The sequence below is a fragment of the Paenibacillus sp. CF095 genome (genome assembly GCF_900101225.1).
Classification (GTDB): domain Bacteria; phylum Bacillota; class Bacilli; order Paenibacillales; family Paenibacillaceae; genus Paenibacillus.
This window is the reverse complement of record NZ_FMZN01000007.1, coordinates 61,925-79,779: the sequence shown is the minus strand read 5'-3', so window position 1 is coordinate 79,779 and position 17,855 is coordinate 61,925. Positions and strand designations below refer to the sequence as shown.

The 17,855-nt window shown below is 47.7% G+C and carries 13 protein-coding genes; 5 read left to right on the top strand and 8 right to left on the bottom strand.

The genetic code is table 11. From position 1 onward, the window contains the following. The first annotated feature begins 31 nt into the window (after nucleotides 1–31). From BLS69_RS29010 to pdxA, 4 genes are all read left to right on the top strand, one after another. The gene (locus tag BLS69_RS29010; RefSeq protein ID WP_091038676.1) at nucleotides 32–1,714 is read left to right on the top strand and encodes a sigma-54-dependent transcriptional regulator; all 1,683 of its coding nucleotides are present in this window, start codon (nucleotides 32–34) and stop codon (nucleotides 1,712–1,714) included. A gap of 167 nt (nucleotides 1,715–1,881) precedes the next feature. After that, nucleotides 1,882–2,868: a 2-keto-3-deoxygluconate permease gene (locus tag BLS69_RS29005; protein WP_091038675.1), complete on the top strand. Its 987-nt coding sequence runs from the start codon at nucleotides 1,882–1,884 to the stop codon at nucleotides 2,866–2,868. Between the two features lie 95 nt (nucleotides 2,869–2,963). Further along, complete coding sequence (locus BLS69_RS29000; RefSeq protein WP_091038674.1) at nucleotides 2,964–4,259, top strand: four-carbon acid sugar kinase family protein; 1,296 nt, start codon at nucleotides 2,964–2,966, stop codon at nucleotides 4,257–4,259. After that, a complete protein-coding gene (gene pdxA / locus BLS69_RS28995) occupies nucleotides 4,256–5,257 on the top strand; it encodes a 4-hydroxythreonine-4-phosphate dehydrogenase PdxA (protein WP_091038673.1) in 1,002 nt (333 codons plus the stop codon). Before BLS69_RS29000 ends, pdxA begins: the two co-directional genes overlap by 4 nt. Before the next feature lie 177 nt (nucleotides 5,258–5,434). On the opposite strand, the gene BLS69_RS28990 is transcribed toward pdxA, so the two are convergent. After that, entirely contained in the window at nucleotides 5,435–6,358 is a 924-nt protein-coding gene (locus tag BLS69_RS28990) for an AraC family transcriptional regulator (protein WP_091038672.1), read from the bottom strand. 198 nt (nucleotides 6,359–6,556) lie between these two features. Here BLS69_RS28990 and BLS69_RS28985 point away from each other — a divergent pair, with 198 nt between their 5' ends. Then, complete coding sequence (locus tag BLS69_RS28985) at nucleotides 6,557–9,730, top strand: alpha-mannosidase (RefSeq protein WP_091038670.1); 3,174 nt, start codon at nucleotides 6,557–6,559, stop codon at nucleotides 9,728–9,730. A gap of 109 nt (nucleotides 9,731–9,839) precedes the next feature. Here the strand turns inward: BLS69_RS28985 and BLS69_RS28980 are convergent, their stop codons facing one another. From BLS69_RS28980 to BLS69_RS28950, 7 genes are all read right to left on the bottom strand, one after another. Beyond that, nucleotides 9,840–10,694: an aldo/keto reductase gene (locus tag BLS69_RS28980; RefSeq protein WP_091038668.1), complete on the bottom strand. Its 855-nt coding sequence runs from the start codon at nucleotides 10,692–10,694 to the stop codon at nucleotides 9,840–9,842. Between the two features lie 187 nt (nucleotides 10,695–10,881). Continuing rightward, entirely contained in the window at nucleotides 10,882–12,129 is a 1,248-nt protein-coding gene (locus tag BLS69_RS28975; RefSeq protein WP_091038666.1) for a macrolide family glycosyltransferase, read from the bottom strand. A 190-nt stretch (nucleotides 12,130–12,319) separates the two neighbouring features. Further along, nucleotides 12,320–13,573 (bottom strand): mechanosensitive ion channel family protein, encoded by a 1,254-nt coding sequence (locus tag BLS69_RS28970; RefSeq protein WP_091038664.1) that lies wholly within the window; start codon nucleotides 13,571–13,573, stop codon nucleotides 12,320–12,322. 150 nt (nucleotides 13,574–13,723) lie between these two features. Next, the gene (locus BLS69_RS28965; RefSeq protein ID WP_091038662.1) at nucleotides 13,724–14,365 is read right to left on the bottom strand and encodes a polysaccharide deacetylase family protein; all 642 of its coding nucleotides are present in this window, start codon (nucleotides 14,363–14,365) and stop codon (nucleotides 13,724–13,726) included. Nucleotides 14,366–14,551: 186 nt separating this feature from the next. Beyond that, complete coding sequence (locus tag BLS69_RS28960; protein ID WP_176873139.1) at nucleotides 14,552–15,427, bottom strand: carbohydrate ABC transporter permease; 876 nt, start codon at nucleotides 15,425–15,427, stop codon at nucleotides 14,552–14,554. Nucleotides 15,428–15,442: 15 nt separating this feature from the next. Continuing rightward, nucleotides 15,443–16,312 carry a carbohydrate ABC transporter permease gene (locus BLS69_RS28955; RefSeq protein WP_017691225.1) on the bottom strand — a complete coding sequence of 290 codons (870 nt, stop codon included), beginning with the start codon at nucleotides 16,310–16,312 and terminating at the stop codon, nucleotides 15,443–15,445. A gap of 206 nt (nucleotides 16,313–16,518) precedes the next feature. Beyond that, on the bottom strand, nucleotides 16,519–17,832 hold the full coding sequence (locus BLS69_RS28950) for an extracellular solute-binding protein (protein ID WP_091038661.1): 1,314 nt from the start codon (nucleotides 17,830–17,832) through the stop codon (nucleotides 16,519–16,521). Between the last annotated feature and the right edge of the window lie 23 nt (nucleotides 17,833–17,855).

Here is a 17,855-nt window from a genome sequence, read left to right as displayed (position 1 = left end):
GATCAAAGTTTTCTATAAAGGCAGGAAAAATATGCGTACACGAGTTCACTTTATTGCTCCCTACGAATCGATGATTCCTATCATACAAGAGTGCATTCCTCGTTTTCCCCAGTTAGCCATTCAGACGGACGTGGGCGATTTGGCGAACGGTGTGGAATTAGCAACTCTAGCAGAGAAAAACGGTGCAGAGATTATCATCAGCCGCGGTGGAACCGCCCAATTGATTAAAAAAGCAGTGACTATTCCCGTCATTGATGTGCAGTTATCGGGCTATGATATGATTCGTTCACTTACCCTGGCAAGCCAGTTTAACGGCCAAACAGCCATTGTTGGCTTCTCCAACATCACCTCTGGTGCACAATCGATTATTGATCTGATGGATCTGCCCCTCAAGGTCTATACCATACATAGCTCGGAAGATGTGGCACGATTGCTCCTGGAGTTGAAGGCTTCCGGGTACCGACAGATTGTTGGAGATGTGATCACCGTCAACACCGCGAAGACCTATGGTCTGGAGGGATTATTAATCCAATCTGGCCAGGAATCCATCCTTAGAGCGATGGAGGATGCACAGCTGGTCTACCGTTATTTGAGCAAAAATCATGCGATATCGATCATCCTGAATGACCTGGTTACACGGGAACATCCCAATTTACTTATTTTAAATGAACGGAATGAAGTTGTATTCGAGAACCTGACTGATTTTGAGAAAAATCCGCTGACCGATAATCACATATATCTGACAAATACCAGTCTGGAATTCCATCAATCCCACATCCAAAATGTGTTCATGGTGGACGATTACCAGCTCACGGTTAACGCCTATGAAACGACCCTGGACAATAAGAACTACAAGGTATATATGCTGGAAAAAGGACAACCCTATGCCTTTGCACAATTCGGCATAACAACGTTTACGGACGCATCGATGGAGCCTATCGTTGCCGAATCCCCTGCCATGCAGGCGGTATTACAGAACATTCGAGCACTTTACGAGAATCATGAACCGATCTATCTGCTAGGTGAAGCGGATTCCGGTAAATCTTTTCTGGTCAAACATATTCATCAGATGTACTCCGGTGGTGGACTGTTATTACAGATGGATCTCACGCAAGTTCCGCCCGGTCATTTGCACAAGATACCACTCGCCAAGGTTAGAAATGTAGAGATTAACCACATGGAAACACGTATGGAAGATCCGGAGTTGCTCGCCTTTATCCAGAGTTGCCTTCAAAATCAGATTGGGGTGTTTATACTCGGGGAACAGATATTGAACCCGCAGTGGTCACTCGATCTGGAGCTTAATACAATCATGATGCCAAATCTTGCGGATAGACCAGAGGATCTGGCTCCATTGATGCAGCATTTCCTTACAGGTTACTACCACAAATACGGAACTACTGCGGTGAGAATCAAAGAAGATGCTCTACAGCTGATCCGGGATCAGATCACACATATGAATGTCAACCAGCTGAAACATCTGATCAAGCAGGCTGCACTCAACGAACAAGATTATGTAATCACTACGGCTACCTTGTCCCGCTTGCTGGATCAGCAACCTTCTTCAAGCCCAATGAAGTTGAACGGTACGCTGAAGGAGATTGAGAAGGAAGTTATTCAATTTGTGCTTCAGGAGGAAAATAACAATCAATCGAAGGCCGCAGAGCGTCTGGGGATTAACCGGGCCACATTATGGCGTAAACTTAAAGATTAACTTTAAGTTTACGTCTTTTTTTATCGCTTTTATGTGTTGCATTTTTAAACAGTTAACCAAGTATTTAAAATTTACAATAATTTATTGTTGCTATATTAAACGATATGGGATAATATAATCCCTGCAAGCGCTTCATAAAAACGATTACTTCATAAGGAGCTACTACTATGAACATTAAAGCAACTTTAGATCGCATCCCTGGCGGTATGATGGTCGTTCCCCTGTTACTTGGTGCAACCATCAATACATTCTTCCCAAATGCCCTGCGCATTGGCGGATTCACGGAAGCCCTTTTTGTCAACAGTGCCAGTACTTTGATTGCCCTGTTCCTGTTTATTGCGGGTACACAGATTACGTTTAAAACAGCAGGTTCCTCTGTCGGCAAAGGTTTGACCTTGCTTACGTTCAAATGGGTGATTGGTGCAGCCCTTGGTTTTATCGCTATTTTGTTCGCGGATTCAAACGGGTTATTTCTCGGTCTTGCCCCACTTGCCATTATTGCTGCAATGACTAACTCCAACGGAGGTTTGTACATTGCTCTCGCCGGCCAATACGGGAAAGAAGACGACAAAGCAGCCTACCCTTTCCTGGCACTCAGTGATGGTCCTTTCCTGACCATGGTAGCGCTCTCCGTCTTTGGTGCGATGGGTTTTGCGAACGGTATGTTTTCCCCTATGGCCTTTGTCGCAGTATTGCTTCCGCTCATCGTTGGTGTCATTATTGGTAATCTGGACCGCAATCTGGCGGAATGGCTGCATAAAGGCAGCGACAAACTTGTTCCGTTCTTTGCATTTGCTCTGGGTATGAACATTAGCTTCTCCTCCATCATTCAAGGTGGTCTTAGCGGAATTTTACTGGGTGTGTTAACCGTGTTATTAACGGGCGGAATCGGTTTCCTGCTCTTTAAAGCCATCGGCTGGAACCCCATCGTGGGTGCTTCCGAAGGATCAACTGCCGGGAATGCCGTAGGTACACCTGCTGCCATCGTGGCTGCTAATGCTTCATTTGGCCCGATTGCCGAGATTGCTACGGTGCAAATTGCAGCGAGTGTTGTAACAACAGCCATCCTGTTGCCGATCTTCATCGGGTTCCTCTCCAAACGACTGGAGAAATCAGGTGGAGTCGAGAAATACAATCAACGACCAACCACATAAATGGGTATCACCTGATTTAATGTGCATAATCTGTGCTTAATGGATGATCTGAACGGACTTTTTATTAAATTGTGCTTACAAGGAGGGATGACTGCATGAAATTAGCCATTATTGCAGATGATTTGACCGGTGCCAATGACAGCGGGGTGCAGCTTGCCCGTCATGGCTTGAAGACCAGTGTTCTTTTTAATATGGATGAAGGACCTTTTACACGATACGATGCTGTCGTCTTTGATACAGATAGTCGTTCCATATCCCCGCAGGAAGCGTATGACCGTGTCTATCGGGCTGCTGAATTGCTAACGAACAATGGATTTGAGACGATTTTCAAAAAAATGGACTCCACTATGCGCGGTAATATCGGCATGGAGATTGATGCTGTATATGATGTCGTAAAGCCGGACTTTATGATGATTGCCCCGGGTTATCCAAAAAATAACCGGACGATATTGGAAGGAATTCATTACCTGAACGGCGTTCCGCTGGCAGATACTGAAATTGCCCATGATCCGAAGACACCTGTAACGATTTCCTACCTTCCCGACTTGTTGAAACAACAGACCAAGTATGAAGTTGGCGAGATCACCGTCGCCGATCTGGAAGCCGGACAGAATCATATTCGCACCAAGCTAGAACAGTTGAAAACAAATAACATCCCGTATGTAATGGTGGACTCCACCGAAGAAAGACATCTGGAACTGATTCTGCAGATGACTCGCGAGTTGGAGTATACCTTTACTTGGGCAGGTTCGGCGGGCATTGCCAATTACCTCCCCGCACATTACGAGTTGGAATCCAGGGCTACGTCACTTGATATCCCGGAGAATTCCGGTCCAATCCTAACAGTGGTAGGCAGCGTGAACAAAAACTCACGTGAGCAGCTGCATCGCTTGATGCGCAACTCCCGCGTAGCTTCAGTCTCCTTCCATTCTTTCAAAGCGGTATCCGCAACCGCAGACCGCGCGGAAGAGATGGAACGTGTCTATAAGGAGGTCCGAGACAAAGCGCTGGAAGGACAAGATGTTGTTCTCTACTCCACCGCTGAACAGGTGGATATCGAACTCGCACGGGCAACGGGCGAAGTTCGTGGTCTCAATCACACGGAAGTCAGCAACGAGATTGTACTTGCGATGGGTGAGATCTGTGCCAGACTGCTGGAAGAGGGACTTTTCAAAGGGGTATCCATGACCGGCGGTGATACAGCTAAACAAATCTGTCTGAAATGGAATATTAGCGGCTTCGAGTTGCTGGATGAGCTTGAAATCGGCGTGCCGATCTCCAAGTTTATCGGGATTGATGATCTGCATGTGATTACCAAAGCAGGCGGATTCGGCAAACCGGATGTCTTTATTCATGCGATTCAAAAATTAAAAGGGGGTATTCTCGTATGAAACCTACAGTTGGAATTACAATGGGCGACGCAGCAGGTATTGGACCGGAGATTATTATGAAAGCACTGGGTCATCAAGAGATGTACGATCAGTGCAATCCACTCGTTATCGGTGATGCAAAGATTCTGGAGCGTGTATTGCCAGTCATCGGCTCAATTCTGAACGTCAACGCGATTCAAGAGCCTTCCGAAGCCAAGTATGAATTCGGTACTGTGGATGTGATTGATCTGAACCTCGTTCCTGCGGATCTGGAATACGGTAAAGTATCTGCCGTGGCTGGGGATGCAGCATTCCAGTTTCTCGCCAAAGCCATTGATCTTGCCAAAAAACAGCAGATTCACTCCATCTGCACCGCGCCTTTGAACAAAGAAGCTCTGCATCAGGGCGGGCACCTATATCCGGGGCACACCGAGATTCTGGCAGACCTGACGGATACACAAGACTTCTCGATGATGCTGACCACGCCGAATCTGCGCGTTATTCACCTGACAACACACATGGGTCTGATCGATGCTATTGCGAGTATTAACCCGGAAAGAACCTACACCATTGTGAAGCTTGCTCATGATACGTTGAAAAAAGCAGGCTTTGAGAATCCGCGCGTTGCCGTATGCGGAATCAATCCTCATGCCGGAGAGAACGGCTTGTTTGGTAATGGTGAAGAAGAAGAGAAGCTGCAGCCCGGCATCGAACGTGCACAGCAGGAAGGCATTAACGTTGTTGGTCCACTCCCGGCGGACACACTCTTCTTCCGCGCTGGTCGCGGTGACTTCGATATCGTTGTTGCCTGCTACCACGACCAAGGCCATGCACCGATCAAGGTAATGGGTATCGAGGAAGGCGTGAACATCACCGTTGGTCTGAAAGGTGGCATCATCCGTACGTCTGTCGACCACGGTACAGCCTTTGATATCGCTGGCAAAAATATCGCCGATGATAAAAGCATGCTGGCCGCCATCCGCTCTGCTATTGAGCTGGCGCCAAAGGATCAACTTTAATTACGTTCCTAGATGAAATACTTGTGACGTAATCTATATAATAGAAGGAAAAAGGCAATCCCTTTGTAACTTAGAGGGTTTGCCTTTTTCTATATCTTCATATATTCAGATACTTGTGGCCATCGCCATTCATGCAACACATCTCCACTGACATCCCCAGATTATCTCTGTCTTCAGTCAGCGCTCAGGTCTACCCATGGATATCAGTTCACGCTCACTCTGCGAATGTCTGCTACGGCGATATGCACTCGGTGACATTCCGTTCTGTTTGTTGAAGATGCGATTGAACTGGGAAAAGCTTGTGAACCCACACTGTGCAGCAATATCTGTGATTTTCTCACTCGAATTCAGCAGCAATTGCTGGGCATTCCGAATACGGGTCATCTGCACATACTCCGTGAAGGTGAAGCCTGTAACCTTATTGAATTGGCGAGACAAGTGATGGGCACTTACATAAAAACGCTTGGATACCTCGTCCAAAGATAAATCCTGCTGATAATGGCTGTGAATATAAGAGGCAATGGCATACATGCGCCTGGACATCGTTGATCCAGTCTCTTCACGCACATACCCGTTCTCTGGTGAGTAACGATGAAGAGCACAGAGAAACTCCACGAACTTGCTATGAATCATTACCGATTGAAGTGCAGAAGGCTGCTGCGATATAGCAAAAATATCATTGATCGGCGCGAGGACTTCCTTTCGTCTTTCTTCTGTAAATCGGAATATCGGGATGGGTTCATCAAAAATCGAAAATAGCTCATTGTAATCGCTCTCAAGACCAGGTGTATTGCGTGGTATGGCAAAGGTGATCATCAATCGTTTCGGTGGGGCGCCCTTCGGATATTGCGTCTTGTGTAGTAAGGAAGGCCGCAACAGAACGATATCATAAGGTTGAATCTCGTACAAACTGCCTTCAATGATGTGGGCAGCCGTGCGATCCAGAAGAATACAGATTTCATAGAAATCATGGAAATGCTGAAACTCCATATTTAGATCATGAGAACGCTCGTCATAATCCAGATGATAAAAGAGCGAATCTCCAGGCTGGTTCACATGGACCGCATATCCCTGCTCGTATGCCAAAACCGATTGTGTCATGAACATGCCCCCATCCTGGTTCTAATGAGTTTATTTTAGCATGAAATGCAATAAAAAGACGTTGTTTTCAGCATACAATACGTAGTTTCGGCCATTTCTCTTTTGTTATGATAAAGTTGATATGTTAGCGCTTGCAGTATTCTCGCTCCAACAACGACCACAGCCTGTACTTACTACAAACCAAGGTGGGAAACCAACATGAAAATGAATTCCTTGTATACTCGAATCCATACCATTGTTAAACACTTGGAACGTGCACGACTAACCTCAAAGACATATATCCCTGAGCTTTATCATAAAGAAAGTGGTTACCACTCCTGGGAACTGGTGCATGAGGACCCTTCCTCCTGGAACGTATTCCGTAAGGGTGATGGCTGGGGCGGCAAAGACGTACACAGCTGCTTCAAAACCCGGATTCAAATTCCGGATCAGATGGAAGGAAAAAAGGTCGTTTGTGCCATCGTCACTGGTGCTGATGACATCTGGAATTACGATAATCCGCAATTTCTGGCATTCCTCAATGGGGAATTGATCTGCGGTCTGGATGTGAACCATACGGAGATCGACCTGACACCCGCTGCGGCAAAAGGTGATGAATTCGAACTGGCATTATATGCGTACTGTAGTACTTCGGCAGCTGATGTCTTTCTCAATGTATATATCGCTGAGCATCATCAGCCTGTCACAGATCTATATTACGATCTTAAGGCTGCGCTGGATGCTGCGGATCTGCTGCGTGAGGATGATCTGGAGCGGCTGAAGCTTATCGAACATCTGAATAAAGCCGTGAATTTGCTGGATTTGCGCCAGGAAAACAGCGCAGAATTCCATGCGTCGGTGCTGGAAGCACGCCGATATCTGCAAGACCATGTCTATGGTGATATCCGCCCTGCTGGTGATCACATCCCTACCGTGCACTGTATCGGACACACGCATATCGATGTGGCATGGCTGTGGACATTGGATCAGACTCGGGAGAAGGTCATTCGCAGCTTTGCGAGTGTACTCTACTTGATGGACAAGTTCCCAGAGTATACCTTCATGTCCTCTCAGCCCCAGCTGTATGCATACCTGAAAGCAGACTACCCATCCCTATATGAGAAAATCAAAGAAAAGGTGGCCGAAGACCGCTGGGAAGCGGAAGGTTCAATGTGGCTGGAGGCCGATTGTAACCTGATTTCGGGTGAGTCCATGATCCGTCAGATTATCTACGGCAAACGTTTCTTCAAGGAAGAGTTCGGTGTGGAGAACCGTGTGCTCTGGTTGCCGGATGTATTTGGTTATAGTGCAGCGATGCCGCAGATTATGCGCAAGAGCGGCATTGATTATTTTATGACAACCAAAATTGCCTGGAATGATACAAACCAGATTCCGAACGATACGATGTACTGGCGAGGAATCGACGGATCAGAGGTCCTGACCCATTTCATCACAGCCACAGACTATGACAAACATCCCGATTTTAGGCAGCGCCGATTTGAAACGACCTATAATGGACGGTTTAATGCTTCGCAAGTAAAAGGTACGTGGCAGCGATACCAGAACAAAAACATCAATGCAGATGTCCTGCAATGTTTCGGATTCGGAGATGGCGGCGGTGGACCAACCGAAGAGATGCTGGAGCATGGCAGACGACTTGATGTCGGATTGCCGGGTGTACCTGCGGTGAAACGTACCTTTGTACGCGAGTTTTTCGAGAAGCTGGAGCAAAATCTGGCGGATGTTCCTTCCGTTCCCCGCTGGTCAGGTGAGCTGTATCTGGAGTATCACCGGGGTACCTACACTTCCATGGCGCGTAACAAACGGTACAACCGTCATAGCGAATTTGCGCTGGCTGATGCCGAGCTGTATGCCATGATTCATCGTCAGGCGAATGCACAGGCGGCCTATCCAAGCGATGCACTGGAGCATGCATGGAAGCTGACGATGCTGAACCAGTTCCATGATATTCTCCCTGGCAGCTCCATTGAACAGGTATATGTGGATTCCAAGGAGCAATATGAAGAAGTCCTGCGTGTCACGGATGAGCTGAAAGACAGCGCGCTGAACGGCATTACCAGCCGAATTACATCTGATGGCGAAGCCATTGTGGTATTTAACACCACCGGATTTGTACGGACGGATGTGGTTGAACTGCCTGCTTTTGCGAGAAAAGTAACCGTCTACGATGGAGATCGCCCTGTACCAAGCCAGCGGACTCCCGAAGGCGGACTTATATTCCTTGCAGAAAACGTACCTGCATCCGGGTATAAATCCTTCCGAATCACAACGGATCTCACAGACGAGCTTGTCGCGGGAGTTTCGGTTGCACAGTGGGAAGCTGATCGGCGCCATATCCATACACCTTGGTACGATATTCACCTGAATGAAAGTGCCGAGTTCGCATCCGTATGGGACAAGCTGGAGGGTCGTGAGCTGCTTCAGTCTGGCAAGCGTGGTAACGTGCTGCAAGTGTTCGAGGATCGACCTGCGGAATACGAGGCATGGAACATTGACGATTATTATGAACAGCATATGTGGGAGATTAATGACCTGCAGTCGATGGAGTGGGTTGAAAGTGGGCCGGTACGTTCCGTGCTTCAAGTGAAGCGACAGTTCCTGGACTCGGTCATTGAGCAGACGATCATCTTCTATGCGCACACGCGCCGGATTGATTTCCGTACGTTTGTGGACTGGAAGCAGGAGCATTTGCTGCTGAAAGCCGCTTTCCCGCTGGATATCTGGAGTGAGAAAGCAGTCTACGAAATCCAGTACGGCAACGTTGAGCGTGCTACCCACCGTAATACGAGCTGGGATCAAGCCCGGTTTGAAGTATGCGGGCAGAAGTGGGCCGATCTGGCGGAGAACGGGTACGGTGCTGCTCTGCTGAACGACTGCAAATACGGATATGATATTCATAACTCGGTGATGCGACTGTCACTGATCAAGAGTGCAACGTATCCAAATGAAAATGCCGACAAAGAGCAGCACGTATTCACCTACGCGCTCTATCCGCATCAGGGCGACTTCCGTGAAGGACGTGTCATCCAAGCCGCTTATGATCTCAACCGTCCGCTGGTTGCCCGTGAAGTAAGTCCGCAAACCGGTACGTTGCCGGGAACATGGTCACTTGCATCGGTCGATCAGGATAATGTCGTGCTGGAGGTTATTAAAAAAGCCGAGAACAACGATGATATGATCATCCGTCTCTATGAAGCACACGGCCGCCGCAGCCGTGCTTCCCTGCAATTGCCTGAGGGGGCAGGTGCTACGGCATACGCGTGTGATTTGCTTGAGAACAACGAAGCGGAATGCACCGTGGAAAATGGTCGGATTTCTTTTGATATCAAACCTTATGAGATTCTGACCTTCCGTATCCCTGCGGAACAGTAAACAGAAATTACGCAACATGAAAAACTGCAACATTGCTTAATATGCTTCAACAACAAAGGGCTGCCTCCTGTCATATCTGACATGAGAGCAGCCCTTCATTTGTCGTTCTTTAAAATTCTTCGTACTCGCTTGGGTCCTGATCCCACAACCGTCCATCCGGACGATTAAATGCAGAGATGACCTGCATCTCTTCTGTGCTCAACTCAAAATCGAATATATCGATATTTTCCTGTTGATGCTGCAAGGAGCCGGCTTTCGGAATGGGAATGGAACCCAGCTGAACATGCCAGCGCAGAATGATCTGGGTTGGCGTTTTGCCATGCGTTTCCGCAATCCGAAGAATGTTCTCATCCTTCAGAATATCCTGTACGGCATCATTGCCACGTCCAATCGGACTCCAGGATTCGTTCACGATGCCATGCTTCGTATCCTGTTCCCGCTGATCGGCCTGATCAAAGAACGGATGAAGCTCAATCTGATTCAGACTCGGCGCTATCCCCGTTTCCTTAATCAGCCGTTCATTGTGTTCAGGCAGGAAGTTGCTCACTCCGATGGAACGAATATACCCGCGTTTTTTCGCTTCAATCAGCGCTTGCCATGCCTCGACATACATGTCCTTCTTAGGATTGGGCCAGTGAATCAGATACAGATCGTAATAATCCAGATCCGCTCTATACAGGGATTCCTGGATCGCCACAAGTGCTTTATCATGAGCATGATAACGCCCCGGCAGCTTAGAGGAAATGAGCAGATCTTCTCTGGCGATGGAGCTTTGCTTGATTGCTCTGCCCACGGTTGCCTCATTCTCATAGTTATACGCCGTATCAATTAATCGATAACCCGCATCCATTGCGGACGCGATCGATTTAACGCCTTCTTCACCTTTTAAACTATAGGTACCAAATCCAATTGCCGGTACTTTCAAGCCATCGTTCAATGTGTATCCAGGGATTGTATGATTCATGTGGGAACTCTCCTTTGTGAAAGGTCTGCTTCCTATTTTAATGCGACAAAATGACATGTGCTCTCGGTTATCTCTAACCTTTCCTCAAGCGCTTGAATCAATTGTACACCATCATCGAGAATCCCTTCGACCTCTCGCTCTGTTCACACGGTAAGTCAACCTCTCTAATAAGAGGAAAGTCGCCTCTTCATTCAAGGGAAGAGATAGTCGTGGCTGATAAAGGTCGATTACCCAAAAATTCTTTGATGGCAGCAGCAGCCCGCTTATACCCGCCAGCATCACGCAGTGTGTTCCCAATCACTCCTGCATGTTCCCTGTAGGAATCATTGCTGAGCACCTCTAACACCGCGGTTCTCAGTATGTCAGGCGTCAGATTATTTTTATCCAAGATTACTCCCGCGCCCAACTCCTGTATCCGGCCTGCTACACGAGGCTGATCCGAGGTTAACGGGAGCATGATCAACGGTACATTGTAATACAAAGCCTCACTTGCACTGTTCATGCCTGCATGTGTCAGGAAAGCATCTACACACTGCAACACTTCCAGTTGGGGGACATAGGGCCTGATGATGAAATTATCAGGAATGAGCTCAGCAATGGGCTCCAAATCGGTATCCTTCCCAGAAGACAAAATAAACTGCACAGGCAAATCACGAAAGGCTGTAAAGCAAAGCTTATAAAACTCGAGATCTTTATTTAAAATGGTTCCCATCGAAATATAAACGACCTGCTTATAAAGAGCATGCAGAGATTCATTTGCAAAAGCTGGCGCATCCTTACGAGGAATAATGGACGGGCCAGTGAACACAAAGCTGTCGTCCAGCTTGTCCCCCATGGGTTGAAAATAGCGGCTTGTATAGACAATCTTCAGTTGTCCTGGATGCCCTGAAAGTTCCGCCAGAGAAGGCGCAGCCACATTGAACCGGGAAGCTAATTGTTGAGACATTTCCATAATGCCGTTATATAGCTCCTGGACCTCCTCATTGTAATCCTTCAGATTATGACTACCTGACCCGAGAGGCTCTACAAAAACAAAGGTACTGGTCGAGCAGATCGTGGGTATCCCCAGCTTTTCGCCCAAAATTTGTCCGCCCCAGCCGATTAAGGAGTCAAAAATAATATAATCGTAGGTTTCATTTTCGATCAGATTCAGAACATCCGGAATAAACCGCTGAATTATTTTTTTCAAAATCATATATAAGAATTGGTACGGATGCTTGATTTCAAATGGCTTCATATTGGGGTTGTTGAGCAGGGTTGCCTCGTTGAAGGAGTAAGCTTTAAATTGAGCACCTAACGCTTCAATCTTCGTCCGGTATTTTTCAGTACAACAATAGACGACCTCATCTCCGCTCTCTATCAACTCCTTGATTAACCCGAGCGACGGATTGATATGCCCTTCTGCAGGCATCATCACAACTAACACACGTGCCACGAAGCTCACCTCCATCAAATTTTCCAATAATCAAAGCGGTACATTGTATATCCATATGATTGAGAAGATAAAGAAAAATAGGGTATGGAAATAAAACCCATATAAACATACTATAAATAATTTCCATTTTTGTAAATAGTAAATATGTCACTTTTTAAATAAAAAAAGCACCTTTACGGTGCTTCGGATCTCAATATCCGCTCGAATATTGTTTGTTTTCTTTCAGTTGCACAATGTCATGTCCGGTTGGATTCTGGAAGGCCCGCAGTCCAAATGTTGGCGCCACCGCGAAGATATGGTCAAAGATATCCGCCTGAACGTTCTCGTATACCCCCCAGTTGATATCATTGCTGAATGCATAGATTTCCAGAGGCAGCCCGCGATCTTCCGGTGCTAATTGGCGCACAATCATCGTCATATCTTTATTGATTTTTGGATGATTCCTCAAATATTGATGGATATACTCCCGGAATACACCGACGTTTGTCAGTTGTCTGCCGTTCACGTTGCTTTCGGTATTCACCTCGTGCTCCATGTTGTATGCTTGAATTTCCCTTAATTTTGCCGTGACATAATCAGTCAGGTAGTGGATTTTCTCAAATTCAGCCACCATCTCTTCCGTACAAAAACGGATACTGCTGATATCAATATAGATACTCCGCTTAATCCTTCTGCCGCCGGACACCTGCATGCCTCTCCAGTTACGGAACGAGTCCGAAATGAGGGCGTAGCTTGGAATCATCGTAATGGTTTTATCAAAATTCATAACCTTTACCGTATTCAAAGTAATGTCGATGACGTCACCGTCCGCATTATACTTTGGCATCTCGATCCAGTCACCGACACGCACCATATCGTTCGACGATAGCTGTACCCCGGCCACGAGACCCAGAATCGAGTCTTTGAATACGAGCATTAATACGGCCGATAACGCCCCAAGTCCACTGAGGATAATGAGCGGGTTCTGTCCGATCAGGCTGGAGATGACGATAATGCCCCCGATAATGAAAAGGACGATCTTGGCTACCTGAATATAACTCTTGATTGGGCGAATCTTCGATACCTCATAGGTACGATAGATATCATCGAATACATTCAGCAGAGCATTCAGAACCGTAATCATGATGACAATCATGTACGTCATAGCTGATTTTTCAATCAAAGCCTGATAGGGCGGGAAAATGTAAGCAGAATAATAGATAATAATGGCCGGTACGAGATGTGACAGCTTCTGAAATAAATTTTTCTGCACCACGATGTGGCCCCACTTGAAACGATTGTTACTCACGATACGATGCACCGTCTTCAGTACCACTCGCTTGGCAATAACATTCGCCAGTACCGAGATTAGCGCGATAAAAATAATCATAATCACATTCGAAAGGTATCCAATGGAGGGTTCACTCATGCCGATTTCTTCTAGTTGATTTCTGATAAAATCCATTGTTTCCTCCTGACATAATCTAGTTTAGCCTATTATTATAAAGTAGTTTGAGAGGGCAAGCAAAGTTTGTGCTCCCGCTCCGTTCTTCCTATGCATTATATATATTTAAAAAAGGACCCTATCATTCAAAGAATGATGGGTCCCACTTGATTATGTCGTCTTTATATCATGCTCACGAGAAATGTCTAACAACTCACTCACCGTCACCAATCGGTACCCTTCCGCGACCAGCTCATCCACCAGCACACGAACTGCCTCCACCGTCTGGGAACGATCCCCGTACCCGTCATGGAATATGAGCACGCTGCCAGGTTTCACCGCAGACCGGGTATGCTCCAGGATGTGTTCAACACCGGGATTGTCCCAATCCTTCGCATCGCCGTTGACCGCACCGATCGTGCGATATCCACGCTCCGCTGCCAGAGACAGTATATCATCGTTTACGCCAAAATACGGCGGTCGGAAGCTGCGGGCAGGTTGCCCCGTAACTTTTTGAACAAGATTTTCTGCGCGTTGCAGTTCCCCCCCGGCTTCCTTTAGCGTCAACTTGGTCAGATCTGGATGCGTGTACGTATGGTTAGCGATCTCATGCCCTTCACGATGCACCTCCGCCGCAATCTCCGGGTGATTCTCCATCTCTTGGCCAATCATGAAAAACGTCGCCTGCCCACCGGCAAGCCGGAATATCTCAAGCACTTGAGGTGTATAGACCGGATGCGGTCCATCATCAAACGTGAACGCCACAACCTTTTCCCGAACAGACTCCTGCTCTACCATCGTGATATTGACCATAAATAATGACCCCTCTCTGCAACTACCTGGCTACATACCCCCTTATTATTCCATGACCACAGGCTCTGGTCTAGTCCAGAGATCACACCTTGCGAAATCCTGAATCAAGCCGATATCCACCAGAAAGAGAGTACAGCGAGCGAGCAGCAAGCCCTTCTACCGCCAAGCCTCCAGTCCAGCCTTCAGCTAACCCTTGATCGCACCTGCGATCATACTCTTCTGCACCTGTTTGTTCAACAGCAGATAGATGACTACCGTTGGCACCGTTGTAATCATCAGTCCCGCACCAATGATGCCCCATTGCGTAATGTACGTTCCCACCATCGACATCATGCCCACCGTCAATGTCTGGTAAGCCGTGTTATTGATAAACGTGACAGCAAACATCAGCTCATTCCAGCAAGATAGAAATGTGAAGATCGCTACAGTTGATATGGCCGGACGCACAAGCGGCAGGATAATGGAGAAAAACGTCCGGTATATGCCGCAGCCGTCGATAACCGCCGACTCCTCCATCTCTCTCGGGATACCTTTGAAAAAACTGCCCAGAATGAACACCGCCATCGGAATGCCAAATGCCACATAGGGAATGATCAGAGACCAGTAGCTGTTGAGCAGGCTCAGATTCTTCAAAATAATAAACAATGGCAGCAGCGCCGCATGAATCGGCACCATCATGCCCAGCAAAATGATTGTCATCGTGAACCCGCTGAGCTTCCAGTTCATTCTTGTGATTGCGTATCCCGTCATGGAGGACAAGATCAGTACCAAGACAATGGAAGCCGCAGTAACCAGCACACTATTCATAAAATAGGTCAGCACATGGCCGTCGGACATTGCTTTGGTGTAGTTGCTCCACAAAAACGCTTTGGGCAACCCGGCCACATCACCGCTGAAAATCTCACTGTTATCCTTCAGGGAAAACAGCGCCAGCCAGATAAGCGGGTAGATCTGCACGATCGCAACGAGGATCAGAAACGCTTGCAGGAACACTTTCCCGATCGGTCCGGAGATGGACCTCGGCTTGAGCTTTTTTTGCAACATAACTTCTACGGTACTCATGCCTTATGCCTCCCTCTACTCCGTTTTAAACAATGAATTAATGAGGATCGTACACACCAGACACTCCACAATGATAAAGACCGAGATCGCACTGCCATATCCGTACCGAAACGTATCAAAAATGGTAGCGTACATCAGTGTGCTCGGCACTTCAGTGGTGTAAAATGGACCGCCTCCCGTCAGCACATAGATCAGGTCAAACACCTTGAACGCACCGATGACGGAAAAAACAAGGCTTACCTTCAGAATCGGCTTCATCAGCGGGATCATAATGGACCACGCCGTGCGAATACGGGAAGCACCATCCATTCGAGCAGCTTCGAGCACATCCTGAGACACGGACTTTGCTCCTGCATACATCAGCAACATGTGATACCCCACGTACTGCCACAAGGTCGGAATAAACGATGCCGCCAGGGCGGTGTCCTTCTGCCCCAGCCAGTCCTGTGCCAGGCTGGATAAGCCAATACTTTGCAGCAGCACGTTCAGCAGGCCATAATCGGCATTGTAGATTTTTGACCACAACTGGGCAATAACCACCGTTGAGATCAACACCGGGATGAAATACACGGTCCGGTAGAAGCCTTCCCCCTTGACGTTGGACGCCAGAATCAGTGCGAGAACCAGCGAGATCGGCAGTTGAATGAACACCGAAGCTCCCGCGAATAACAGGGAGTTCTTGATCGAATTCAGCACACGGGTATCTTTAAACATCTCTACATAGTTGTCCAAGCCGATAAATGTACCCCTGCCCACGCCGTTCCAGTCCAGCAGACTGTAATAACTGGAGACAAAGATCGGAATAAGCACAATGCCGCAGAACAGAAGCAGGGTGGGCAGTACAAAGACAGCTATCGTGCCTTTATTGGAAAATACAGAGTTCATTGTTGTTCTCCTCTCAAAGGCGTGACCGGGATATGCCGGACCACGCCTTGTTTGGGTTCATCTTCAGTGTTAGAAGCGGTAGCATTGCAAGCTCACAAGGTCTATGCGCAAGATATTCATAGGCAATTTGCAAAGCCTTGTAGTGTAAAGACCTAGGGCCTGTAAGCATTTAAGCTTGCACGCACGTAAACCTTCCTACCTGTTTTCTATAGACTTAGCTCTGTTGGTTTGAGCTGTGCCATCTGTTTGCAGAACTCCTCCGGTGTTATATCGCCGGCAAGCAGCTGGGCAATCAGGTTTTTGTGCGCTTCGGCAGACTCCGCTGGCAGAATGTTATCCCACCACGCGATGAATGAGGTCGCCGTTTTCATAATATCCGCCGCAGACAGATCAAGGGAGGACAGGCTGGTTGTGTCGAGTGCATCGGTTTTCCAGCTTGGCAGACCCGCTCCAGCCAGGAAACCTTGCGTACCAAGCTGCTCACTCAGATACATGAGGAATTCCACGGCTTCCTTCGGATGTTTGGTATTCTGGTTGATGTAGAAACCATCGACGGCTCCGCCGAAGATTTCGGTATTTGTGCCTTTGCCATCTTCAAATACCGGGAACGGAATCACTTTCACTTTGCCTTTGACTGCGGAGGACGGGTCCTCAATTCCTGCATTCACCCAGTTGGCCTGGAACATCATCGCCCCGTTGCCTGCATTAAATGCCCCGAGCATCTCGTCATAGCTCATGCTGAACATGCTGCTGTTGAACGCTCCTGCTTGTGCAAGCTGCTGCATTTTGGTCGCGGCGGCAACAAAGTCGGGCGAATTCCACTTTGACGGATCTTTAAAAGCTTCCATCACCGCAGTATTGCCTGCCTGACGCATCGCAATAATGTCGTACCAGTACATGCCCGGCCAGCGATCCTTTTCCCCAATCACAGCCGGGGTGATTCCTGCCGCTTTCAGCTTGGTGACTGCATCCAACAGTTCGTTATATGTGGTCGGAATCTTGGCACCTGCCTGCTCGAACAATTCCGTATTCACGTAAAGGTTGGCGATATGGGTATACACGGGCAATGTGTAGATTTTGCCGTCCATATTGATGGCCTCCGCCATACCCGGCCCCATTCGTTCTTTGATATCGTCCGTCAGGTAACTTGAGATTTCCAGCACATTGCCGGATTTGATGTACGGCTGCATGAAGCTGCCGCCACCCATGCCATAGAACAGGTCTGGCGCTTCACCAGCTGCAATCGATGTTTTGACTTTGGTTTTGTACTGTTCTCCTGTCGTGCCCGTACGTTCAACCTGAATGTCCGGATGCTCGCTGTTCCATTTCTCAACAATCTCGGGCAGTAACTTGGCCGAAGGATCGGTATTGCCGACCGATTGATCCCACAGCGTCAGCTTGATCTTGCCGTTACTTTCCCCCTGTGCTCCGCCGGACGAACCGGATGAACATGCCACCAGACTGCTTACAATGCCCAGAGTCAGAATTAGACTTGCTGATTTTTTTAATAGCGCTTTCATCTCTATGGACCTCCCTATGCGTT